At 61.3% G+C, this 23184-nt stretch carries 18 protein-coding genes; 11 read left to right on the top strand and 7 right to left on the bottom strand.

The features are described 5' to 3' along the window. Window positions 1–387: 387 nt before the first annotated feature. The 6 genes from MU846_RS03060 (at window position 388) to MU846_RS03035 (ending at window position 6860) form a co-directional block, all read left to right on the top strand. Window positions 388–1863, top strand: a complete 1476-nt coding sequence (locus MU846_RS03060; RefSeq protein ID WP_246948227.1) for a catalase — start codon at window positions 388–390, stop codon at window positions 1861–1863. A gap of 411 nt (window positions 1864–2274) precedes the next feature. Next, window positions 2275–2952, top strand: coding sequence for a histidine phosphatase family protein (locus MU846_RS03055; RefSeq protein ID WP_246948224.1), 678 nt, complete (start codon window positions 2275–2277; stop codon window positions 2950–2952). Between the two features lie 18 nt (window positions 2953–2970). Further along, window positions 2971–4179, top strand: coding sequence for an acyl-CoA dehydrogenase family protein (locus MU846_RS03050; protein ID WP_246948220.1), 1209 nt, complete (start codon window positions 2971–2973; stop codon window positions 4177–4179). Window positions 4180–4244: 65 nt separating this feature from the next. Continuing rightward, window positions 4245–5276, top strand: coding sequence for a phosphotransferase (locus tag MU846_RS03045; RefSeq protein WP_246948217.1), 1032 nt, complete (start codon window positions 4245–4247; stop codon window positions 5274–5276). 35 nt (window positions 5277–5311) lie between these two features. Then, entirely contained in the window at window positions 5312–6076 is a 765-nt protein-coding gene (locus MU846_RS03040; RefSeq protein ID WP_246948214.1) for an SDR family oxidoreductase, read from the top strand. A 10-nt stretch (window positions 6077–6086) separates the two neighbouring features. Then, entirely contained in the window at window positions 6087–6860 is a 774-nt protein-coding gene (locus MU846_RS03035) for an SDR family NAD(P)-dependent oxidoreductase (RefSeq protein WP_246948212.1), read from the top strand. Between the two features lie 31 nt (window positions 6861–6891). On the opposite strand, the gene MU846_RS03030 is transcribed toward MU846_RS03035, so the two are convergent. The 3 genes from MU846_RS03030 to MU846_RS03020 all read right to left on the bottom strand — a co-directional run bounded on the left by MU846_RS03030 (window position 6892) and on the right by MU846_RS03020 (window position 13568). After that, window positions 6892–8973 (bottom strand): TonB-dependent receptor family protein, encoded by a 2082-nt coding sequence (locus MU846_RS03030; RefSeq protein ID WP_246948210.1) that lies wholly within the window; start codon window positions 8971–8973, stop codon window positions 6892–6894. A gap of 244 nt (window positions 8974–9217) precedes the next feature. Further along, complete coding sequence (locus MU846_RS03025) at window positions 9218–12367, bottom strand: efflux RND transporter permease subunit (RefSeq protein ID WP_246948208.1); 3150 nt, start codon at window positions 12365–12367, stop codon at window positions 9218–9220. A gap of 19 nt (window positions 12368–12386) precedes the next feature. Beyond that, window positions 12387–13568, bottom strand: a complete 1182-nt coding sequence (locus tag MU846_RS03020; RefSeq protein ID WP_246948205.1) for an efflux RND transporter periplasmic adaptor subunit — start codon at window positions 13566–13568, stop codon at window positions 12387–12389. A 210-nt stretch (window positions 13569–13778) separates the two neighbouring features. Between MU846_RS03020 and MU846_RS03015 the strand changes: the two genes are divergently transcribed. Continuing rightward, window positions 13779–14438: a TetR family transcriptional regulator gene (locus tag MU846_RS03015; RefSeq protein WP_246948203.1), complete on the top strand. Its 660-nt coding sequence runs from the start codon at window positions 13779–13781 to the stop codon at window positions 14436–14438. Window positions 14439–14514: 76 nt separating this feature from the next. Further along, window positions 14515–15303 carry a 5'/3'-nucleotidase SurE gene (gene surE, locus MU846_RS03010; protein ID WP_246948201.1) on the top strand — a complete coding sequence of 263 codons (789 nt, stop codon included), beginning with the start codon at window positions 14515–14517 and terminating at the stop codon, window positions 15301–15303. 7 nt (window positions 15304–15310) lie between these two features. On the opposite strand, the gene MU846_RS03005 is transcribed toward surE, so the two are convergent. Beyond that, window positions 15311–16306 carry a zinc-binding dehydrogenase gene (locus MU846_RS03005; RefSeq protein ID WP_246948198.1) on the bottom strand — a complete coding sequence of 332 codons (996 nt, stop codon included), beginning with the start codon at window positions 16304–16306 and terminating at the stop codon, window positions 15311–15313. Between the two features lie 70 nt (window positions 16307–16376). On the opposite strand from MU846_RS03005, the gene MU846_RS03000 reads away from it, so the two are divergent. After that, window positions 16377–17546 (top strand): acyl-CoA dehydrogenase, encoded by a 1170-nt coding sequence (locus tag MU846_RS03000; RefSeq protein ID WP_246948196.1) that lies wholly within the window; start codon window positions 16377–16379, stop codon window positions 17544–17546. Window positions 17547–17608: 62 nt separating this feature from the next. Here the strand turns inward: MU846_RS03000 and MU846_RS02995 are convergent, their stop codons facing one another. Together MU846_RS02995 and MU846_RS02990 are read right to left on the bottom strand one after the other, a co-directional pair. Beyond that, window positions 17609–18055 carry an acyl-CoA thioesterase gene (locus tag MU846_RS02995; protein WP_246948193.1) on the bottom strand — a complete coding sequence of 149 codons (447 nt, stop codon included), beginning with the start codon at window positions 18053–18055 and terminating at the stop codon, window positions 17609–17611. Between the two features lie 2 nt (window positions 18056–18057). After that, window positions 18058–19209: an iron-containing alcohol dehydrogenase gene (locus tag MU846_RS02990; RefSeq protein ID WP_246948190.1), complete on the bottom strand. Its 1152-nt coding sequence runs from the start codon at window positions 19207–19209 to the stop codon at window positions 18058–18060. 297 nt (window positions 19210–19506) lie between these two features. On the opposite strand from MU846_RS02990, the gene MU846_RS02985 reads away from it, so the two are divergent. Together MU846_RS02985 and MU846_RS02980 are read left to right on the top strand one after the other, a co-directional pair. Beyond that, window positions 19507–19836, top strand: a complete 330-nt coding sequence (locus tag MU846_RS02985; RefSeq protein ID WP_246948188.1) for a hypothetical protein — start codon at window positions 19507–19509, stop codon at window positions 19834–19836. 202 nt (window positions 19837–20038) lie between these two features. Then, window positions 20039–20545: a porin family protein gene (locus MU846_RS02980; RefSeq protein WP_246948186.1), complete on the top strand. Its 507-nt coding sequence runs from the start codon at window positions 20039–20041 to the stop codon at window positions 20543–20545. Between the two features lie 56 nt (window positions 20546–20601). Here MU846_RS02980 and MU846_RS02975 read toward each other — a convergent pair whose 3' ends face one another. Further along, window positions 20602–23166 carry an acyl-CoA dehydrogenase gene (locus MU846_RS02975; protein WP_246948185.1) on the bottom strand — a complete coding sequence of 855 codons (2565 nt, stop codon included), beginning with the start codon at window positions 23164–23166 and terminating at the stop codon, window positions 20602–20604. Window positions 23167–23184: the final 18 nt, after the last annotated feature.

The raw sequence follows: 23184 nt of genomic DNA, 5'->3' as shown, positions 1-23184 counted from the left end.
GGCGTCATCGCAGATGACGGGGCGCAGCCCCGAGCGCGCAGCGCGAGCCAATCCCGACCGATTCTTCACTGCCGCACTTGATGCAACGGTTGGTACATCCCTTTCGTGCTGGCGCCGCTGATTGCCTTTATCGCCTGCCGCGAACAGCTATTCGCCTTTCTGGACGCGCGTCTCCAGCATATATCGTGCCAGTATTGGCGTTGCTGTCATCTCTTTGAAGTATTTGAGCGGCAGATTGCCTTTAAGTTGTGTCTCCCCTATCTTCAAATCACCAGCTTCGCCGTACCGTCTGCGCTTCGGTACGGCTCGATACAACGCCAGTCGGCTGCCTGGACGGGGACTGAGCGATTCTGGCCCACTATTTTCAGGAACAGGAAGGAGCCCCACATGAGTTCTCCCCCACGCGACGAAGATAAGAAAGCCACACGTCAAACTACCCAGTTTGGTGCGCCGGTGCCCGATAACCAGAACAGCCTCACCGCTGGCCCACGAGGCCCGCTGTTGGCTCAGGATGTCTGGCTCAACGAGAAGCTGGCGAACTTTGTACGCGAGGTGATTCCTGAGCGGCGTATGCACGCGAAAGGCTCGGGCGCCTTTGGCACTTTCACCGTGACGCACGATATCACGCGCTATACACGTGCGAAGATTTTCGAGAAAGTCGGTAAGCAGACAGAAATGTTTGCTCGGTTCACGACTGTGGCAGGTGAGCGTGGCGCAGCGGATGCCGAGCGTGATATTCGCGGATTCGCGCTGAAATTCTACACCGAAGAGGGCAACTGGGATCTGGTGGGCAACAACACGCCGGTGTTCTTTATCCGTGACCCACGCAAATTCCCTGATCTGAACCGGGCCGTCAAACGCGACCCGCGTACCAACCTGCGCTCGCCGACCAACAACTGGGACTGGTGGTCGTCGCTGCCCGAGGCGCTGCACCAGGTCACCATTGTCATGAGTGATCGGGGTATTCCGGCCAGCTATCGCCATATGCATGGTTTTGGCTCCCACACCTACAGCTTCTGGAACAATGACGGCGAACGCTTCTGGATCAAGTTCCATTTTCGCACTCAGCAGGGGATCAAGAATCTCACTGATGCCGAGGCGGCGGCGCTGATCGCGGAAGATCGCGAAACGCACCAGCGTGATCTGTATGAGGCGATAGAAGGTGGCGATTTCCCCAAGTGGACAATGTTCATCCAGGTGATGCCGGAAGCTGACGCCGAAAAAGTGCCGTACCATCCGTTTGATCTGACCAAGGTCTGGCCGAAAGGTGATTATCCGCTGATTGAAGTGGGTGAGTTCGAGCTCAACCGTAACCCGGAAAACTTCTTTGCGGACGTGGAGCAGAGCGCTTTTGCACCGAGCAACCTGGTGCCGGGCATCAGTGTCTCGCCAGACAAGATGTTGCAAGCGCGGCTGTTCAACTACGCCGACGCGCAGCGCTATCGGCTGGGTGTGAACTATCACCAGATTCCGGTCAACGCGCCGCGCTGCCCGGTACACAGCAATCACCGGGATGGTGCGGGCCGTGCGGATGGCAACTACGGCAGCCTGCTGCATTACGAACCGAACAGCTTCGGCCTGTGGCAGGAGCAGCCGGAATTTCGTGAGCCGCCCTTGAGGATCAGTGGCGACGCCGACTGGTGGAACTTCCGTGACGACGACGACAACTACTACAAGCAGCCGGGCGATCTGTTCCGGTTGATGACACCGGCACAGCAACAGGTGCTGTTCGAAAATACCGCCCGTAACATGGGTGACGCGCCGGATTTCATCAAGCAACGTCATGTGGAAAACTGCACCAAGGCTGATCCGGCCTACGGCGCAGGCGTTGCCGCCGCGTTGAAAAAACTGGCCGGCGGCTGATCGCAACAGCAGGCAATGGCGGGCGGCAGTTGCCGTCGCCATTCGACAAGGGTGAGCGTTGATCAGCGCTCACCCTTTTTTTGTGTCTGCCGCTGCTGCAAGAGCCGAGCTTGCGGCACTGAAAGCGGCTGCCGCACGCGCCCGGCTTCTCCACTTTGCACCTCAGCACTCAGTACTCAGCACTCAGCGCCGAGCGCCCGACACCTGACGTCCGGCATTCGGACACCCGGCCTTCACATTCGGTCGTTCCGATGCCTATGCCATGAATGCGCGGGATGAATGGAGGGGGATGCACAATATCAATTTCATTTATAGCTGTGCTTTGGCTACCCTTTTGGACATGCTCCCGGTGCAGCCGCAGGCTGGTCGGGGGGGTTCTACGCAGCACGCTGGGAAGGAGACACAGCACGCATGGCTGAATTTTATCTGGTTCGGCACGGGCAGGCGTCATTTGGTGCCGCCAATTACGATCAGCTTTCACCGCTTGGGCACCAGCAATCACAATGGTTGGGCGAGTATTTTGCCGAGCGGAACATCCATTTTGATGCCATGGTTACCGGTGAGCTGGTGCGGCACCGGGAAACCGCAGAGGGTATCTGCCGGGGCATGGGCTACGAGCTTGAGGCGGATGTGCGGGCGGGCCTGAACGAGTTCGATTTCCAGGCGGTGGTCAGTGCCTGCATTCAGCAGCACCCGGAGATGTGCCCGGTGGAGGGCGCGCCGCGCTCTGCATTTTATCGCCTGCTCAAGATCGCCATGCAGAAATGGCGTGAAGAAGCACTCACTGGTGAGCTGCCCGAAACCTGGGCGCACTTTTCCGAACGGGTTGCGCAGGTGCTGGCGCACCTTCAGCAGAGTTACGCGGAGCACGAGCGAGTGCTGCTTGTCACGTCTGGCGGCGCCATTGCGATGGCGCTGAAGCATATTCTCGGCACGGCAGATGAAACCGTGGTGGAACTCAATCTGCAAACCCGTAATGCCGGTGTTACCCAGGGCTTTTTCAACAGCAGGGTGATCCGCCTGACGGCGTTTAATCAGGTGCCGCATCTGGATCGGCCGGATCGTCCGGGCGCCATTACGTTCAGCTGAATACAGCGAGGTCTTGCCATGCAGTTTCAATACTCGGAAAAAGTCGAAGCCTTGCGCACACAAGTGCGCCATTTCATTGATGAGCAGGTGCTGCCGGCAGAGGCGCTGTATGACGAGCAGGTGGCAGCAGCCCCCTGGGATACACCGCCGATCATGCAAACGCTGAAAGCGAAGGCCCAGGCAGCCGGCTTGTGGAATCTGTTTCTGCCGGCCGATTACGGCGATTACAGCCCCGGCCTGAGCAACCTCGAATACGCGCCGCTGGCGGAGGAAACCGGGCGCAGCCGCATCGCCGCGGAAGTATTCAACTGTTCGGCGCCGGATACGGGCAATATGGAAGTGCTGGCGCGGTACGGCAATGCCGAGCAGCGCAAACGCTGGCTGGAGCCGTTGCTGGCCGGGAAGATTCGTTCGGCGTTTGCCATGACAGAGCCGGATGTGGCGTCTTCGGATGCGACCAATATCCAGACCCTGATTCGCCGTGAAGGTGATGAATATGTCATCAGCGGGCACAAGTTCTACATCAGCGGTGCGATGCGCAAGGACTGTGAAATCCTGATCGTGATGGGCAAGACCGATCCCGATAATCCAAACCGCCATCAGCAGCAGTCGCAGGTGCTGGTGCCGACGAATACCCCTGGCGTACGCATTACGCGGGCGATGAAAGTGCTAGGCTACGATGATGCGCCAGAAGGTCATGCCGAAGTGTTTTTCGATGACGTTCGCGTGCCGGTGGAAAATATCATCCTCGGCGAAGGTCGTGGCTTCGAGATTGCCCAGGGCCGGCTCGGGCCGGGCCGGATACACCACTGCATGCGTTTGATCGGTGCGGCGCAGAAAGCCTTCGAGCTGATGTGCGAGCGTGTCAATACGCGGGTGGTATTCGGGCAGCCGATGAGCAAGCAGGGGTCGGTGCGTGAAGATATTGCACGCTCTTATTGTGAAATCGAGCAGGCGCGCCTGCTGACCCTGAAAGCGGCAGACATGATGGATCGTGCCGGTAACAAGGCAGCGCGGGAGCTGATTGCCATGATCAAGATCGTGGCCCCGAACATGGCGTTGAATGTGATCGACCGGGCGATTCAGATACATGGCGCGGCGGGGCTTGGCCAGGATCTGCCGCTGGCGCAGTTTTTTGCCTATGCGCGTACCCTGCGCCTGGCGGATGGCCCGGATCAGGTGCACATGATGCAGTTGGGCCGCGATCTGGCTGCTCGCTTCGGCTGAGTTGGTCGAGCAGGCTGCTGCCATGTGTACATAACGATAACGGAAAAAATGGAACGAGGTGTTACATGTCACAGGTACACGACCTGGATACCGAAAAGCTGGCGGCTTATCTGGCACAGCATATCCCCGGCTTTACCGGGCCTCTGAGCGCGACGAAGTTCGATGGCGGGCAATCCAACCCGACTTTTCGGCTGGATACGCCGACAGGCCGCTATGTGTTACGGCGTCAGCCGCCGGGCAAGCTACTGCCCTCGGCTCACGCGGTGGATCGCGAATTCCGGGTGATGCAGGCTCTGCATGACTCGGCGGTGCCGGTGCCGGAAGTGATGCACCTGTGCGAAGACCGGGACGTGATTGGCTCGATGTTTTATGTCATGGCGTTCTGCGAGGGGCGGATTTACTGGGATGCCGCTTTGCCGGAGCTGGATAACAGCCGCCGCACTGCCATGTATGACGAAATGAACCGGGTGCTGGCGGCGTTGCACAGTGTTGACGTGGGCGCTGCCGGGCTGGCGGATTACGGTCGGCCTGGCAATTATTTCGAACGACAGATAGGGCGCTGGACGAAGCAGTATCGTGCCTCCGAGCTGCGTCGGATCGAGCCGATGGAGCAGCTGATCACATGGCTTGAGAACAACCAGCCGGCAGACGATGGGCAGGTATCTCTGGTGCATGGCGATTTTCGTCTGGACAACATGATGTGGGCACCGGCGGAAGACAAGGTTATCGCGGTGCTGGATTGGGAGCTGTCGACCCTCGGCCACCCGTTGGCCGATCTGGCCTATCAATGCATGCAATTGCGCATGCCGGCATCCGGCGGCACGTTATCGGGCCTGGCCGGGGTTGATCGCAAGGCACTGGGTATTCCATCCGAGCAGGAATATGTGGCGGCCTACTGCAAGCGCCGTGGACTGGATGGCATCGCTCACTGGGAATTCTATCTCGCGTTCAGCTTTTTCCGTCTGGCCGCCATTGCTCAGGGCGTGGCCAAGCGCGCCGAGGAAGGCAATGCCTCCAGCAGTAAGGCGTCCTGGGCCAGTGATGTAGTGGAGCCGCTGGCGGTCTCTGCGATGGATATCGTTCACAACGGCGCCTGACAAGAGGCTGATTGGAAACTGGCGAGGATAAGTCGATGAGCACAACGCTGTTTGATCTGACAGGCCGAGTGGCGCTGGTGACCGGTGCCAGCCGGGGCATTGGCGAGGCGATCGCGCGGTTGCTGGCCGGGCAGGGCGCGCATGTGATTGTCTCCAGCCGCAAGCTGGATGATTGTCGCGTGGTAGCGGATGACATCTGTGCGGCGGGCCATAGCGCGGCGCCGTTTGCCTGTCACATTGCTGAGATGGGCCAGATCAGTGCGCTGTTCGAATACCTGCGTGCGGCCCATGGCCGCCTGGATATTCTCATCAACAACGCGGCGGCGAATCCGTATTTCGGCCACATTCTGGATACGCCGGTGGCCGCCTTTGACAAGACGGTTGATGTAAACCTGCGCGGCTATTTCTACATGAGCGTGGAAGGCGCCCGGATGATGCGTGAAAACGGCGGTGGCAGCATCGTCAATACGGCATCGGTGAACGGCATAAGGCCCGGCATGGCGCAGGGTGTTTATTCGATTTCGAAAGCCGCCGTCATCAGCATGACGAAAGCGTTTGCGCAGGAATGCGCGCCGCTCGATATCCGTGTCAATGCGCTGCTGCCGGGGCTGACGAAAACCCGCTTTGCCAGCGCGCTGTTCGAGCAGCAGGACATCTACCAGGCGGCGCTCGCACAAATCCCCATGGGGCGGCACGCCGAGCCGGATGAGATGGCTGGCACCGTGTTGTATCTGGTGTCTGATGCCGCCAGCTATGTCACTGGCGAATGCATCGTCGTGGATGGCGGCTATACCTTGTGAGGGAGGCCCTGTGAGCCACGATCCACTGCTCGACTTTCGCGGCCAGCGAGTGCTGATCACCGGTGCCGGGAGCGGCTTCGGCGCGTTGTTGGCGCAACAACTGGCCGAGCGCGGTGCAACGCTGGTGCTCGGCGATATTCAGGCCGCGCCCCTGGAAGCGTTGGTGGAGACGTTACGCGAGCGTGATGTGGCGGTGCAGGCGCAACTGTGCGATGTCGCCAGTGAAGCGCAAGTGCGGGCGTTGGTGCGGCAGGCGGAACAGAGTTTTGGCGGCCTGGACATGGCCGTCAACAATGCCGGTATCGCACACCCTTTCACGGCGCTGGAACAGCTCGACGAGGCCAGCTTTGACCGCCAGATCGCGGTGAATGTGAAAAGCGTATTGTTCGGCATGAAGTACCAGATTCCGCTGATGCAACAGCAGGGCGGTGGCGCCATCCTCAATATCAGTTCCATGGCCGGTATTGGTGGCGCGCCAAAGCTGGCGGCTTACGCTGCCGCCAAGCACGCCGTGGTGGGCCTCACCCGGACGGCGGCAGTGGAGCAGGCGCGGCGCAATATACGCGTCAATGCCCTGTGTCCCTATTACAGCCACACGCCGATGGTGGATGATGGCGGGCTGGCCGATGCCAGCACACAGGCCATGCTCGCCTCTGGTTCGCCGATGAAGCGCCTCGGCCGGCCGGAAGAAATCGTTGCTGTGATGCTGATGCTGCTGTCGCCCGCCAATACCTACATGACCGGGCAGACGGTGGCCGTGGACGGCGGCGTTTCGGCGTTCTAGCGGCCGCAGGCTGTTAGCTGGCCCGGCAGCGTTACCAGGTCAGTGTGGCGCCACTATAGAAAGTGCGGCCGGGGCCCGGCTCGAAATAGCCCCGGTCAGCCACCGGGCGATCACTGTTGGCGTTGATGCGCAGGTTGGCGTAGTACTGCCGGTCGAACACATTGTTGACGCCGACGTGCAGCGCCAGTGTCTGCCGGCTGCTCACCTGCCAGCTGCGGCCGGCCCTTGTGTTGACCAACGTGTGCCCGCCCACGGAGGTGTCGTTGGTATTTTCTGCATAGACATCGCCCAGATAGCGCACATCGCCGATCACAAACCAGCCACTGTGTGGCCGCCAGGCGGCTTCCGCGAACAGCATATGACGCGGCAGGCCGGGCAGCCGGTTGCCTTTGACGTCCTCGCCCTGCTGGGCATCGACAAAGCGGTCGAAGCGATATTGCGCCCATGTCCATGCCAGCGTGGTAGTGAAGGTATCGGATGCAAAATGTTGCAGGCTCAGCTCAAGGCCCTCACGGCGCGTGCGCGCAGCGTTGCGGTAGAAAGTGCGGCCACTGATCTCGTAGGGTGTGATCTCGTCCTTCACTTGCACGTTGAACAGCGCCATATCGTAGCTCAGGCGGTTGCCGAGCAGGCCTCGTGCACCGAGCTCGCGGTTCAACGCTTTTTGCGGTTTCAGGTTAGGGTCGAAGCCGCCGCCAGCGGGGTTGGCCAGCTCGGTGAACGTCGGGGTTTCGAAGGCCGAGCTGATGGTGGCGTAAAGGCTGTGGTCAGCGTGCACCAGCCAGGTAAGCCCGGCACTGTAACTGCCCTCGTTGAAATGCTGCCGGCCGCTGTCATCACCATCGGCAAGCAGGTGGTCGTCGATACGCAATTCGATCCGGTCGGCACGGGCGCCGAGGGACAGGATCAGCGTATCGGCCAGTGCCGTATCAGTCTGGATAAAAATCCCCGCGCTGGTGGCGGCCTGATCCTCATCGGCGGTAACGCCGGTTACCGCGCCGGTGGCATTGACGCTGCGCCGGCCCCGGTCATCTTCCTGCCGTTCGATTTCTGCACCCACGACCAGACGATGGGCGAGGCCGAACAGCTGTGCCCGGCCGTGATATTCGGCGCCCGCGCCATAAAACCAGCGTTGGTAATCAATCAGGCTGCTGCCGGGAAAGGGCAACTGCTGATCGAACTCGCGGCGGCTGACAAAAGCACGGGCTCGCCAGTGGTGATCGTTGGCCAATTGCTCGCTGTATAAAAGCCCCAAGCGCTGCTGCCGCACAACCTGCCCTGCATCCAGGCGTGTTGCCATGGCGGTAGCCTGCCGCGGCTGTTGGTGCGCCTGCTGGCGGGTCAGACCGCCGGGGTCTTCGCCGTAGGGAATATCCAGCGCGCTGAACAGCAATTGCAGCTCACGCTGGCCGGAAAAATGCCATCCGAGCCGGGTGTTGAAAAGATATTTTTCGACTTCGCTTTGATCACGTTCGCCGTGATAGTGCAAGCCGGTGATGCCAACATAGTGGTGTTGCCGGCCATTGCTGCCGCCGTGGTGCAAGTGCAGTTTGCGCAGTGCGTCCGAGCCGCCGGCGACACTGATCTGGCCGCTATGCGGCAGGGTGTCGCCACGGGCCGTCTCGATATCGATCACGCCTCCGGTTGCGTTGCCGTAGAGCACCGATGATGCCCCGCGCAGCACGCTGATACGTTCCACGCTGTCCAGATCTATGCTGTCTACCTGGGATTGGCCGTCCGGCAGGGTTTCCGGGAAACCGTCCACACGAATGCGCAGCCCGCGTACGCCGAAGGGCGCTCTGGCGCCAAAACCACGGCTTGACAGACGCTGGTTCTGGGCGAAGTTATAACGGTTTTGCAGATGCAGGCCCGGCACACGAGCCAAGCTTTCATCCAGTTGCAGCCGCTGCTGGCCCTGCTGTGCCGCTCGAGCATCGACTACGGAGACCGCGCCGGGAATGTCCTGCAAGCTTCTCGTCAGGCGTGTGCTCTCGACGGTAATCGTATCAAGGCGGGTGCTGGTCTGGGCGGTAGTCGCCGTGGGGAGTGCAAGGGCGGCCAAGGTGAGCGGGGTGATCAGCCGCAGGCCGGGGCGGTGCAACAGAGATGTCATATCAGCGTCCTGCTTTCTATGGATGTGCCGATGATCTGTGCAGATGGTGCCATGCCCGGCGCCGAGGTGGTAGGCGATCACGAAAAGATTGCGCTGCCATGCTATGGCACGTCCGAATTTTTACGATATGGATGTGTAACGGCAAGTACAGGCGAAAGTTCAGGTAGAAAGGCGTGATTATCTTTTATTGCTGCGCCTGCCAGCGCCGCAGCTCATCGCGGCGCTGGCAGGTTTCGCCAGCGGATTACTCCTGTGGGCTCGCAGGCGCGGGTGGCGGGGTGTTATCCGCACCATTGAGCGGTACGCCGGCAAGCATTCTTACCACCACATAAAACAGCGGAATAAAGAAGATCGCCAACACCGTCGCGGTGAGCATGCCGCCGAACACGCCGGTGCCGATGGCATTGCGCGCACCCGCGCCGGCGCCGGTGCTGAGCATCAGCGGTGTCACGCCAAGCATGAAAGCCAGCGACGTCATCAGGATCGGCCGCAGGCGCATGCGCACGGCTTGCAACGTCGCATCAAGCAGCGAGCGACCCTCCGCCTCCAGATCCTGAGCGAACTCGGCGATCAGGATGGCGTTCTTGGCCGAGAGCCCAATGGTCGTGAGCAGCCCGACCTGGAAGAACACATCGTTTTCCAGCCCGCGGAACGTGGCACCGAGCACCGCACCGATAATCCCCAGGGGGACAACAAGCAGCACCGCAAAGGGAATCGACCAGCTCTCGTACAGGGCTGCAAGACACAGCAGCACCACCAGAATGGAGAGCGCATACAGCGCTGGCGCCTGGTTGCCTGCCTGCCGTTCCTGATAAGACAGGCCAGTCCATTCATAGCCGAAGCCGGGCGGCAGTTGCGCCGCGAGCTGCTCCATGACCAGCATGGCCTCGCCGGTACTGGTGCCCGGCGCGGCGTTACCCTGAATGTTCATCGACGAGACGCCATTGTAGCGCTGCAATTGTTGTGGCCCGTAGGTCCACTCGCCGGTGGCGAAACTTGAAAACGGCACCATCTCGCCACTGCTGTTGCGCACGTACCACCGGTTGATATCTTCCGGCAACATGCGGAAGGGCGCGTCGGCTTGCACGTATACCCGTTTCACCCGGCCGCGATCGACAAAATCATTGACGTAACTGGAGCCCCAGGCCACCGCCAGTGTGGTGTTGATATCGGCCAGCGATACGCCAAGGGCTTCGGCGTGGGCGCGGTCGATATCCAGCCGATACTGAGTGGCGTCATCCAGGCCATTGGCACGCACGCCCACCAGGGTGGGGTGCTCGCTCGCCAGGGCAAGCAACTGATTACGCGCTGCGGTGAGCGCCTCATGGCCGAGCCCGGCGCGATCCTGCAACTGGAAATTGAAACCGCTGGCCACGCCCAGTGCCGGGATGGCAGGGGGGTTGAGAGCAAAGATCACGGCTTCGCGAATGGTGGAGAAATGCGCCATGGAGCGCTGCACAAGATGGTGTACGCTATCGCTGCCCAGATCACGCTCCGACCAGTCTTTCAGGCGCACGAACGCAAAGCCCGCATTCTGTCCACGGCCGGAGAAACTGAAGCCGGCCACGGCGAACATGGATTCCACCACGTCCTGTTCTTCTTCCAGGAAGTAGCGCTCCATTTTTTTCAGCACTTCGATGGTCTGTTCCTGGGTGGCGCCAGCCGGCAGCATGATCTGCGCCAGCATGATGCCCTGATCTTCTTCCGGCAGGAACGAAGACGGCAACCGCATGAAGGTGAACACCAGCACCGCGACCACCCCGAGATACATCAGCAGGTAGCGCGGCCGGCGGCCGAGAATGCGGCCGACCTGGTTGTAGTAGCCGCGAGAGGCGCGATCAAAGTTGCGGTTGAACCAGCCGAAAAAGCCTTTCTTGCGCTGATGATCGGCATGGATGGGTTTGAGCATGGTGGCGCACAGGGCGGGTGTCAGCACGATGGCGACAATGACCGAGAGCACCATGGCCGAGACGATAGTGATGGAAAACTGCCGATAGATGGCACCTGTGGAGCCGGGGAAGAATGCCATCGGGACAAATACGGCGGAGAGCACCAGCGCGATGCCCACCAGCGCGCCGGTGATCTGGCCCATGGATTTTCGCGTGGCTTCACGAGGTGGCAGGTTGTCCTCCACCATCACCCGTTCGACGTTTTCCACCACCACGATGGCATCGTCCACCAATAACCCGATGGCGAGCACCATGCCGAACATGGTCAGTGTGTTGATTGAAAATCCGAACGCGGCCAGTACCGCGAACGTGCCGAGCAGCACCACCGGGACGGCGATGGTGGGAATCAGCGTGGCGCGCAGGTTTTGCAGGAACAGGTACATCACCAGAAACACCAGAATGATACCTTCCACCAGCGTCTTAACCACTTCGGTGATGGAGATCTTCACGAACGGCGTGGTGTCGTACGGGATGTGCATCTCGATGTTGTCGGGGAAAAACTCGGCCAGCTCATCCAGCCGTGCCCGCACGGCGTTGGCGGTATCCAGCGCGTTGGCGCCGGTGGCGAGGCTCACGGCCAGACCAGTGGAAGGCATGCCGTTGAAGCGGCCCTCGATGGCATAGTTTTCGGCGCCCAGCTCGATGCGGGCGACATCGTGCAGGCGCACCTGCGAGCCGTCGGGTCGCACCCGCAGTAGTATGTTGCCGAACTCTTCGGTGGTTTCCAGGCGGGTCTGGGCAATGATGGTGGCGTTGAGTTGCTGCCCGCGCACTGCCGGCGCCCCGCCAAGCTCACCGCCCGCGACCTGATTGTTTTGCACCTCGATGGCACGCACGGCATCGGCCGGGGTGAGGTTGAACTCGTTGAGCTTTTCAGGATCAAGCCAGATGCGCATCGAGTAAGGCGCGCCGAACAGCTGCACCTGGCCGACGCCCGGTACACGGCTGATCGGGTCCTGAATATTGGCGGCGACAAAGTCGGCAATATCGGCGCGATTGGTATTGTCATCGGTGGAGATAAATGACACTACCATCATGAAAGTGTCTGATGATTTACGCACCTGCACGCCGAGTTGCTGCACTTGTTGCGGCAGCAGCGGCATCGCCCGTTGCAACTGGTTCTGCACCTGCACCTGCGCGATGTCCGGGTCGGTGCCGGGCGCGAAAGTGAGCACGGTCTGGGCGGCGCCGGACGAATCACTGGTGGAGCGCAAATAGAGCAGGTTGTCGATGCCGTTCATTTGCTGCTCGATGACCTGCGTCACCGAGTCTTCGACAGTCTGCGCCGAGGCGCCGGTATAGTTGGCACGAATACTGACTTCCGGTGGCGCAACGGTGGGGTACTGCTCCACCGGGAGGATGATGATCGACAGGGCGCCCGCCATCATGATGACGATGGCGATGACCCAGGCGAAGATCGGGCGATCAATGAAAAATCTGGCCATGAGAGGTGTCCTGCCTGGTTCAGCGGTCGCTGTCGACGGCGGCGTCTGCCGCCTCTGCGGCGGCGGCTTGATCGTCAAGCGGTACGGGCGTGACCGTCACGCCGGGGCGGATGCGTTGCAGCCCGTCGACGATCAGACGGTCGCCCGCCTCCAGCCCTCGGGAGACGAGCCACTGGTTACCGATGGCGCGCTCGGTCACTACCGCCCGCTGTTCAACAATATCATCGGCATTGACGACCAGTGCTGTGGCATTGCCACGCGGATCACGGGCGATGCTTTTTTGTGGCACCAGCACCGTATTGTCGCGGCGCCCTTCCGGTAGCCGTGCGCGCACGAACATGCCGGGCAGCAGATCGCCCTCAGGGTTTGGAAACAGCGCACGCAAAGTGACCGAGCCGGTGCTCTCGTCTACGGCATACTCGGCGAATTGCAATGTGCCGGCATGTTCGTAGGCGCTGCCGTCTTCGAGCAAAAGCGTGACACGCGCTTCATCTTCACTGACACGTTGTAGCTGGCCGGCCTGCATCGCGGCGCGCAACTGACGCAACTCGGCGTTGGATTGCGTCAGGTCAATATAGATGGGGTCAAGCTGACGGATAGTGGTCAGTGCTTCCGCCTGATTGGCGGTCACCAGCGCGCCGGCGGTAACACTGGAGCGGCCCGCCCGGCCGGCAATGGGCGCTTTGATCGTGGCATAATCGAGATTGATGCGCGCCGCTTGCAGGGCGGCTTCTGCGGCGGCCACGGCAGCACTGCTTTCATCAAAGGCAGCACGTGCCATATCGTATTCCTGCTGGCTGACGGCACGCACGGACACGAGCCGGTCGAAACGCGCAATAGTAAGGCGCTGCATTTCATTGGCGGCACGGGCACGAGCGACCTCGGCTTCCGCACTGGCCACCGCGCTGCGGTAGAGGCTGTCATCCAGCCGATAAAGCGCCTCACCCGCCTTCACCTCGGCGCCTTCTTCAAACAACCGCTCGCGGATCACGCCGGTGACTTGCGGGCGCACCTCAGCGATGCGGAAAGCATTGGTGCGGCCGGGCAGTTCCCGGTGCAGTGTCAGGGATTCGCTGGTGACAGTGATGTAACCGACTTCGGGCGGGGGCGCTGTTGCCGCCTCTTGCTCATTGCTGCCGCAGGCGCTGAGCAGGGCGGCGCATATCAATGCCAGCCCCGGGCGAATCTGACCACTGCGCATATGGATGACCTCTTCTCGTTTCTCTCTGTTGGAGCAGGTTGCAGGGAGGGGTGCCACGGGCACGGCAGGCGCGCAAGCGCTGGCCTGGCGATCGAATGGCCTTCTTTGCACGAAGCCAGAACTATACATACATTCACAAACGTATGTATAGTGATATCCGCATGCGATCTGGCGTGCCGGGAGGTGGCGGGCCACTGCGGGAGAGGAAGCATGGCGCGGCGTACCAAGGCGGAAGCCATGGAAACAAGGGAACGCATTCTTGATGCGGCGGAGCATGTTTTTCATCGTGAAGGAGTCTCGTCTGCATCCCTGAATGATATTGCCGTGGAAGCGGGTGTCACACGCGGCGCAATTTACTGGCATTTCAAAAACAAGCTTGATGTTTTCGTTGCCATGACAGAGCGGGGCCGGCTGCCCTTTGATGTGTTGCTTGCCCGCGCACAAGATCCTGACGAGCCTGACCCGCTTGCCGCATTGCGGGAGTTCATGCTCTTCATTCCCAGGCAAGTGGCCAGTGAGCCACAGCAGCGGCGATTATTCGAGATTTTTTTCCTGCGTTGCGAATACACCGCTGAATCGCTGCCGCTGCTCAATCACCGGCAAGATGGCTTTCGCCGTATTTCCGCGCAGCTTGCCGATGCGTTGCGCAACATTGTCCGGCGCGGTCAGCTACCAGACACACTGGATATAGAAAAGGCCGTCGCCCAGTGCCATGCCCAGCTTACCGGGCTGACCTTTACCTGGTTATTACACCCGGACAGTTTCTGCTTGCAGGAGGATGGCGAGGATCTGGTAGATGCTTTTCTGCATGGCCTGGCGCATAACCCCTGGTTGCAACATCGCGCACCGGCAGCGGCAGTAGACGGCTGACGGAAGCTGGCCACTGCCGCACCAGCCCGGTATTGTGGCGGCCGCCCTCCAATCCGTTCCTCTGGGGATGAGCTTCATGACGACACCGTATCTGTTCGACCGGGTGCTGGTCACTAATGACGACGGCATTGATGCGCCGGGCCTGGCAGTCGCCGAGGCGCTGGCGGCAAGCCTTGCACGCGAAGTGTGGGTGGTGGCCCCCGAGCATGATCAAAGCGGGGTGGCGCAGGCGATCTCCCTGCACCAGCCGCTGCGTCATTATGCGCGTGGTGAGCGCCGTTATGCACTTTCCGGCACACCGGCCGATTGTGTGATGTTTGCCATCGCACACTGGTTCGACCAGCAGCCGCCGGATCTGGTGATTTCCGGCGTCAATTGCGGCGCCAATCTCTCCGATGCCGTGATGTATTCAGGCACAGTAGGCGCTGTGGTGGCCGCTGCGCATCTGGGCGTACCGGCGGTGGCACTCTCGCAAGCCTATCAGGTGCGTGATCGCATTGATTGGGCAGCAGTGGAGGCGTTCGGTGCCGATGTGATTCGCAAACTGGTGCGCCGGCAGCCGGATGCCGTGTGCTGGAATATCAATTTCCCGCCGTTGCCGGCCGAACAGATCAAGGCGGCGCGGATCACGCGTCAGTTCGGTGGCAGCGTGCCCCGGCCGGTACTCAAGGCGGGCCATGACGGCCGCGGCCTGCCTTACCACTGGCTTGAGTTCCGGCACGACCCGCAGGGTGTGACCCATGCGCAGTCAGACGTCATGGCCGTGCGCGAAGGGTATATCTCGGTCATGCCGCTACAGACATCGCGCTGTGATGAGGATCGCGCTCAGGCAGGCTGGCAGATCGGCGAGATCGCATTGCGTTGAACAGCCGTCACGCAACTGCGGTATCTGGCAGAACGATAACGCGCTTGCCGGAAAACGCCGAGTTGAGCATATGCTGATGGGCTGCGGGTGCCTCCGCGAAGGGAAATTGTTCTAGCGGTAAAGGCCGCAGCCGCGCCGCCGCGAACAGCGGCGCCAGCCGATCATCGAAAATGCGCGCCAGCCGGATGCGGTTTTCCAGCGGCTGGCTGCGCATCGTCATTGCCGCAAGGCGCTGACGCCGGAACAGCAGGCCGCCGAGATCCAGCGATGTACGGTTGCCGCCCAGAATGCCGATCAGCACCAGGGTGCCTTCGACGCGCAGGCCCGGCAGCAGCGCGTCCCAATCCGGGCCAACCATATCGAGCATCACCGCCACACCCTCGCCGCCGGTGATTTGCTGCAACGCTGCACTGATCGACGCGTCGTCCCGCACCTGCGCTGCCAGCCCCATCTCGCGAGCAGTAGCCAGATTCCCCGGATCGCGGCTGCTGCCGATGGGCCGAGCGCCCAGCGCTGCTGCCAGTTGCACGGCAGCGAGGCCGACCCCGGCGCTGGCCGGACGCACCAGGCACCATTGGCCGCTTTGCAGGCCACCTTCCAGAACCAGCGCCCGGTAGGCGGTCAGGAAGGCTTCCGGTAGCGTAGCGGCGTGAGCAAAATCCAGCGGCGCGCCCTCGATATTCGGAATGGTCAGCACTTCTCTTTCGTGGGCAACGATAAATTCGGCGTAGGCACAGCCCGGCACCAGACCCATGACCGCATCGCCGACCTTGCGCTGCCGTACCCGCTCGCCGACCGCTTCGATTTCGCCGGCATATTCAAGGCCGGGGATGCGATTGTCCGTGCCCGGCGGTGCCGGATAAAGGCCCTGAGTTTGCAGGATGTCGGCACGGTTGACGCCGATGGCGCGCACACGCACCCGCACTTCATCGGGACCAGGCGAGGGGGTGGGAATATCTTCGAGCGTGAGTGTCTTGTCTTGCTGAATGCACCATGCGCGCATGTCTCGTCACTCCAGTGCTATGCTGCCGCCAATTAGAACATATTTTCCGATCACCGTTTCGGGGTGCGTAATGAAACAGGTTTTTCAATGGGATGATGCCTTGTGTCTGGAGGGGCAGCTCAACGAGGACGAGCGGCTGGTGCGCGACAGCGCACGGCGCTTTTGCCAGCAGCGTTTGATGCCGCGTATTTTGCGTGCGCACCGGGATGAGATATTTGATCGCGACATCATGTTCGAGATGGGCGAGCAGGGCATGTTGGGAGCCACCGTGCCGGTGGAATATGGCGGAGCCGGCCTGAACCACGTCAGTTACGGTTTGCTGGCGCGGGAAGTGGAGCGAGTGGATTCCGGCTATCGCTCGGCCATGAGCGTGCAATCCTCGCTGGTCATGTATCCGATCGAGCAATATGCCGACGAGGCAGTGAAGCAGCGCTGCCTGCCGAAACTGGCCAGTGGCGAGTGGGTGGGCTGCTTCGGCCTGACCGAGCCGGATCACGGCTCTGATCCGGGCAGCATGGTGACGCGTGCGCAAGCCGTGCAGGGCGGCTATCTCCTCAATGGCACCAAGAGCTGGATTACCAACTCGCCGATTGCCGATGTGGCCGTGGTGTGGGCCAAGCTTGAGGGCCGCATCACCGGCTTTGTGGTGGAGCGCGGCATGGCGGGTTTCAGCACGCCGACAATCGAAGGCAAGCTATCGCTGAGGGCGTCGGTGACGGGGCAGATTGTGCTCGAAGATGTGTTCGTGCCGGCGGAGAATCGCTTGCAAGTGGAGGGGCTGAAAGGCCCGTTCAGCTGTCTCAACAAGGCACGCTTCGGCATCAGCTGGGGCGCGCTCGGCGCGGCGGAATTCTGCTGGCACGCGGCGCGGGACTATACGCTGGCGCGCCAGCAGTTCGGCCGGCCGCTGGCGGCCACGCAGCTGGTGCAGCGCAAGCTGGCCGATATGCAGACGGAGATCACGCTCGGACTGCAAGGCTGCCTGCGGCTGGGGCGGTTGATGGACGAGGGTGCCTGGGCGCCGGAAATGGTGTCGTTGCTCAAACGCAACAACTGCGGCAAGGCGCTGGATATTGCCCGTGCGGCGCGGGATATGCATGGCGGCAACGGCGTCAGCGATGAGTATCACGTGATGCGCCACCTGATGAATCTGGAGGCGGTCAATACCTATGAAGGCACACACGACATCCATGCACTGATTCTTGGCCGGGCACAGACCGGTTTGCAGGCCTTTTACTGAGCCTGCTTTGCTCGGTTGGCAGCACGGTGCGCCGGGCAGCCACGTGAACAGCTGCCTGACGGTTACTGCACTGGCGTATACAGCAATGTGCCGAGCGCGTTGCGCAGCCGCTCGGGAATTGCGGCCGGGCGCCGGCTCTCCCGATCGACAAACACATGGGTGAAGAAGCCTTCTGCCGCCGCATGTGTCTCGCCCTCCCGGAAGACGGCCAGGCCATATTCTACCGACGAGTTGCCCAGCCGATTGACACGCAAGGCGCCGCTGAGCTGATCGGGGTAGGCCAGCGGTGCGTGATAATCGCAACCGGAGCTGACCACCAGCCCGATGATCGGGCCGCTGTGAATATCCAGCCCGCCTTCGTGGATCAGGAAATGATTCGCGGTGGAATCGAAATAACTATAGTAGGTCACGTTGTTCACGTGTCCATAGACATCGTTGTCGTGCCAGCGCGTGGTGATCGGCACAAAGTAGCGGTAATCGGCGCGCTCGCCGGGAAGTTTTTTTGCCATGTTCACCACGCTGCCTGGTAAATGGCCAGCGCATCCTGCTCGCTGACATCCCGCGGATTGTTTACCAGCAGGCGCTGCTGCAACATCGCTTCGGCCGCCAGGCGGGGCAGTGCGGATTCGGGAATATCCAGATCGCGCAGCCGGGTTGGCAGGTTCAGGCGGGTGGCCAGATCGGCGAGAAAATCAATCATTTTTTCTGCGGCATCATCGCCCAGCGCTTCCTGTGGCGGCAGGATAATGGCCGCCAGGGCCGTGTATTCGGTGCGCGCTGCATCAAGGTTGAAGCGCAGTACATGCGGGAGCACCAGCGAATTGCTCAGGCCATGCGGGATGTGATAAATGCCGCCGAGCGGGTAGGCAAGCGCGTGCACGGCTGCCACTGGTGCATTGGCAAATGCCTGCCCGGCCAGCAGTGCGCCCAGCAGCATATTGCTGCGCGCCGTTTCGTCATCGCCAGTATGCACGGCGGCTTCGATGTTGCGTGCCAGCAGGCCCAGCGCCTCGCGTGCCAGCATGTCGGAATACGGGTTTTTGCGGTGCCGGCTGGTATAGGCTTCGATGGCATGTACCATCGCATCAATGCCGGTAGCGGCCGTGACAGCGGGCGGCAAGCCAAGGGTGAGCCGGGCGTCCAGCACGGCAATGTCGGGCAGCAGTTGCGGCGCCACGACACCTTGTTTGGTGGTTTCGCCGGTGGTGACAATGGCAATGGGCGTCACCTCCGAACCGGTGCCGGCGGTGGTCGGCACCTGAATCAGCGGCATGCGCTTGCCCCGTGCCTGATCGACCCCATATATCTCTTGCAGTGACTGGCTGCCATCAAGCAGCAGAGCGATCAGCTTCGCAGTATCCATGGCGCTGCCGCCGCCGAAACCGATCACGCCGTCACAGCGAGCCTGCACGGCCTGCTGCAAGGCTTTGTGAATGATGGCTTCCGGCGGGTCGGCGATCACATCGCTGAATACGGTGACTTGCAGGCCGGCCTGTTCCAGCTGTGCCTGCACCGGCTCAAGCAGGCCACTGGCGGCAATGCCGCCGTCGCTGATCAGGCAGGGGCGCTGCACGCCCAGGCCCGCGGCCAGCGCGGCCAGCTTTTCGCTGGCACCCGGCTCGCAAAGGATGCGCGGTGTGGTATTGAAGCTGAAAGGCGTCATAGGCGAGTGTCCTGGAAGTTCTTGAGGGCTTGATCGAGCGTATCTTGGGAGTGCCCCGTCGGCATTGGCCAGTGTTCTTCATCAGGCATGGTAAACCATCCTGCGCTGCGTGGTGAGCGACGGCGGCAGGGAACACTGATCCGGCGGGCCTGTCCTATATGGGACGCCATGTATGACATGCAATGTATGCAGGCGGTGCGATGCTGAACGTTACGCGCCGTTTGCATCACGCGCTGCTTGTGGCAAGCGGTGCGAAGGCCGCGCCGTGCGGCGCCTATCCCAACACAGGCAGAATTTATGAATCGTTTGCAGTCTCCTTCTTCCCCCCACCCGATTGTTCGCGTGGTGGCCACGTTGCTGGCCGCGGTCGCGCTGGTGGCGTCGCTGCTGGTGGGCGCGGTGGTGTTTCTGGTGGTGCTGGGCGTGGTGGCCGTGCTGATGCTGGTTTTTGCGGTGCGCTTCTGGCGCTTTCGCAAGCAGTTCCAGGCAGCGGTCGCGGAGGCCAGAGCCCAGATGGATGCCGCGCAGGCGGCCGGGCCGGAGGCGTTTCGCAGGCCCACGCAGGCACCTTCGGAAAAAGCCGCTGGCACGGTGATTGATGGCGAGTATCGTCGCGAGGACGATTGAGCGGGCGGCGCGTGCTCTTGATTGATAGCCCATTTCAACGGCGTTAGTATCCTCACAACGGTTCTCGCAGCCAGGCTGGCTGCGTGCCGTTGGGCCGGCTTCTGGTCTGGTTCCCCCGGGGGCTATGGTAAGCTTGCTGGCTGTGATACAGCCGGTCACGCGAGCCTTGTCGAAAAGGCTTTCGCTCAAGGAGAGAAGGGCAATGATAACGAAAAGAATATTGGCCGCCGTGGTGGCCGCAGGTGTGAGCAGCTTCGCCAATGCCGAGATGGCGCCTTATTTCGGTGTGCAGTATGGCTTTCTGGATTTTGATCGTGGTGCGGTAGATGGCGCCGCGCTTGATGCCTTCACGGTACGGGGCGGGCTGGATATCAATGAGCTGATCGCAGCGGAAGCGCGCGTCGGCCTGGGGCTTTCCGACGATACCCGCCGGGGCATCAAGGCCGAGATGAATTATCACTATGGCGTTTATGCGGTGATCAATCTGCCCACCGGCTCCCATATTGACCCCTACCTGCTGGGGGGCTACAGCTATGTGGATTCCACCGTCAATCGGAACGACTACAGTGATGATGGTCTGGCCTACGGTGCCGGGTTGAAGTGGTCCATGAACGATCAATCAGCGCTGACGCTTGAGTATCTGAAAGTGGCAGATAACGACTACACCAAACAGAACCTGATTTCGCTCGGTATTCTTTACCACTTCTGATCACGTCTGCTTTTTGCAGCGGGCAACGTTGTGTGCGTAGCCCGCTGCGCAGCCTCTCAGGGCGCCTCCATTCTTTCTGTTTTGCTCGCTGCTTCGTTCCCGTCGCCCGCAACACCACCCGCCGCACTCTGACTGCTCGGGAAGATCGGTTCTGCTTCCGGCGCCGGTGGCTGCCGCGAGCCGCCCGCTTGCGCCTCGGTGAAGAACGCCGGATCGAAGGCATCGGTCAGCAGGCAGTCGTAGCGCATGGCATCGTATTCCAGCAGTGGCTGGATATCTTCCTGCCGAATGATGCCCTGTGCGGCGGCGTCGTCGAGCTGCTCGGCCAGGCTACGGCCGCTCAGCTTGCCTCGGCTTACCGCTTTCAACACTGCCTGCCAGGCATCGTCCACTTCCAGCAATTTCCGGTAGGTGCATTCCACTCGGCCGAGGGCATCCTCGGGATCCAGACTGAGATAGGTGAAGCTGCCGAAGGTGTCGCGTACCGAGGTCGGCTCCATGATCAGCGTGCCCAGCTCGCGGATCATGTCGTCATTGGGCGCTTTCACGACACCGCCAAACGGAAACGCCATGGCTTTCACGAGCAGTGCCGCAAAGCGTGCCGGAAAATTGCGATAGAAAGCGAACAATGCTTCCTGTGCAAGATGAAAGGCTCTGGTCAGCGCGTATTCCGCGTGCGCATCGTTGGCCCGGTCTGCCGGTTGGCCTGCATGAAATTTAAGGATGGCGGAGGCCAGCAGCAATTGACTGTGGGCATCGCCAAGCCGTGCGGACAGCAGTTCGCGCCGTTTGAGGTCGCCGCCCAGCACAGCCAGTGCGGTGTCTGCCGTGACCGACAGCGTGGCGCTGAAGCGGTTCAGCAGCCGATACCAGGGGGCGGCAAAATCATTGGCATCGTCCGGTATGGTACTGAAACGGCCGGCGGTCAGCCCAAGCACCAGCGTGCGGGCCATGCGGCTCAAGGTATAACCGACATGCCGGAAAAACAGTGGATCAAAATCCTTCAGCCCTTGCTGGTGATCTTTGCTGGTCAGGGTTTGCAACTCGTCATACAGGAACGGATGGCAGCGCATTGAGCCCTGGCCGAAGATCATCAGCGAGCGGGTGAGAATATTCGCGCCTTCGACCGTGATGGCAACCGGAATCGATTGGTAAGGCAGCGCCATGAAATTGCGCGGGCCGAGCTGGATGGCGCGGCCGCCGCCGATATCCATGCCGTGGTTGATGAGCGTGCGCATCATTTCGGTGGCGTGATACTTGGCCATCGACGTCATCACCGAGGGGGTACCGTCTTCGAGCCCTTTGGTGACGAAATGCCGCTGTGCTTCAAGCGTGTAAGTGAGCGCAGCAATCTCTGCCGTGGCCTCCTGTACGCCTTCGAATTTGCCGATTTCTATATTGAACTGGCGGCGTATGCGCGCAAACGCGCCGACGCTGCGGTAGCCGACCTCGCCGCTGGCGGTGGCCAGCGCAGGTAGTGAGATACCGCGACCCACCCCGAGGCATTCGATCAGCATGCGCCAGCCTTTACCGGCCATTTCCTGCCCGCCGATGATCCAGTCAAGCGGAATGAACACATCGCGCCCGGTCACCGGGCCGTTCATGAAGGGGGCGCCGGGGTAATGCCGCCGGCCGGTTTCCACGCCGGGGTGATTGGCGGGCACCAGCGCACAAGTGATGCCGTAATCCTGTTTGCTCGCGTCACCCAGCAGGCCCTCCGGGTCTTCCAGGCGGAAGGCAAGCCCGATCACGGTGGCGACCGGGGCCAGCGTGATCCAGCGTTTGGCGAAAGTGAGTCGCAGGCCGATCACTGTCCGGCCTTCATGTTCGCCCCGGCAGACGATGCCGACATCCGGGATGGCGCCGGCGTCGGAGCCGGCCTCCGGCCCGGTCAACCCGAAACAAGGCAGCTCAGTGCCGTCTGCCAGGCCGGGCAGCCAGCGCTGCTTCTGTTCATCGGTGCCATATTTCATCAGTAGCTCGCCCGGCCCCAACGAGTTCGGCACCATGGCCGTTACGGCAGCGGTCAGCGAGCGGGTGGCGATCTTGCTCATGACCCGGCTTTGCGCATAGGGCGAGAACGCCTTGCCGCCATATTCCCGTGGGATGATGAGGCCGAAGAAGCCTTTGTTGCGCAGGAACTGCCACACGTCTTCCGGCAGATCCTTGAGATGATGGTGGATCTGCCACTCATCGAGCATGCCACACAGCTGCTCGACCTCATTGTCGATAAAGGATTGCTCATCGGCGGTGAGGCGGGGCAGGCTGATCTGGCTGAACATCTGCCAATCCGGCCGACCGCAGAACAGCTCCTTCTCCCACCAGGTGGTGCCGGCTTCCAGTGCTTCGCGCTCGGTATCGCTGATGGTGGGCATGGTCTTGCTCAGCAGCCCGTAGACGGGCCGGCTGATCAGGGCACGACGCAGCGCGGGTATGTTGAGCACCGCCAGCACCAGGATCAGCGGCAGCAGCGCTGCCGGATGCCACAGCACTGGCGCAAGAAAGCCGAGCAGCAGCCAGGCTGCGGCAAAGATTGCCGACCCGGTGTGTAGTGCTGTCTCGAAATAAAACAGGGCAAACAGCAGCCCCAGCAGAACCAGGGCAGCGACGAACACAGTCATGACCAGCTCCGGTAGTAG

This window comes from Alcanivorax quisquiliarum, from assembly GCF_023051175.1.
In the GTDB taxonomy this organism is placed as follows: Bacteria; Pseudomonadota; Gammaproteobacteria; order Pseudomonadales; family Alcanivoracaceae; genus Isoalcanivorax; species Isoalcanivorax quisquiliarum.
The sequence above is the reverse complement of the archived record's forward strand: the minus strand, read 5'-3'. Positions and strand labels throughout refer to the sequence as shown.

Bases quoted from the DNA above. Each gene is read 5' to 3' on its own strand.
- MU846_RS03040 (WP_246948214.1), top strand. From the start codon at position 5,312: ATGAGCACAACGCTGTTTGATCTGACAGGCCGAGTGGCGCTGGTGACC.
- MU846_RS03015 (WP_246948203.1), top strand. From the start codon at position 13,779: ATGGCGCGGCGTACCAAGGCGGAAGCCATGGAAACAAGGGAACGCATT.
- MU846_RS02990 (WP_246948190.1), bottom strand. From the start codon at position 19,209: ATGACGCCTTTCAGCTTCAATACCACACCGCGCATCCTTTGCGAGCCG.
- MU846_RS03045 (WP_246948217.1), top strand. From the start codon at position 4,245: ATGTCACAGGTACACGACCTGGATACCGAAAAGCTGGCGGCTTATCTG.
- MU846_RS03055 (WP_246948224.1), top strand. From the start codon at position 2,275: ATGGCTGAATTTTATCTGGTTCGGCACGGGCAGGCGTCATTTGGTGCC.
- surE (WP_246948201.1), top strand. From the start codon at position 14,515: ATGACGACACCGTATCTGTTCGACCGGGTGCTGGTCACTAATGACGAC.
- MU846_RS02985 (WP_246948188.1), top strand. From the start codon at position 19,507: ATGAATCGTTTGCAGTCTCCTTCTTCCCCCCACCCGATTGTTCGCGTG.
- MU846_RS02995 (WP_246948193.1), bottom strand. From the start codon at position 18,055: ATGGCAAAAAAACTTCCCGGCGAGCGCGCCGATTACCGCTACTTTGTG.
- MU846_RS03030 (WP_246948210.1), bottom strand. From the start codon at position 8,973: ATGACATCTCTGTTGCACCGCCCCGGCCTGCGGCTGATCACCCCGCTC.
- MU846_RS03025 (WP_246948208.1), bottom strand. From the start codon at position 12,367: ATGGCCAGATTTTTCATTGATCGCCCGATCTTCGCCTGGGTCATCGCC.
- MU846_RS02975 (WP_246948185.1), bottom strand. From the start codon at position 23,166: ATGACTGTGTTCGTCGCTGCCCTGGTTCTGCTGGGGCTGCTGTTTGCC.
- MU846_RS03005 (WP_246948198.1), bottom strand. From the start codon at position 16,306: ATGCGCGCATGGTGCATTCAGCAAGACAAGACACTCACGCTCGAAGAT.
- MU846_RS03000 (WP_246948196.1), top strand. From the start codon at position 16,377: ATGAAACAGGTTTTTCAATGGGATGATGCCTTGTGTCTGGAGGGGCAG.
- MU846_RS03020 (WP_246948205.1), bottom strand. From the start codon at position 13,568: ATGCGCAGTGGTCAGATTCGCCCGGGGCTGGCATTGATATGCGCCGCC.
- MU846_RS03060 (WP_246948227.1), top strand. From the start codon at position 388: ATGAGTTCTCCCCCACGCGACGAAGATAAGAAAGCCACACGTCAAACT.
- MU846_RS03050 (WP_246948220.1), top strand. From the start codon at position 2,971: ATGCAGTTTCAATACTCGGAAAAAGTCGAAGCCTTGCGCACACAAGTG.
- MU846_RS02980 (WP_246948186.1), top strand. From the start codon at position 20,039: ATGATAACGAAAAGAATATTGGCCGCCGTGGTGGCCGCAGGTGTGAGC.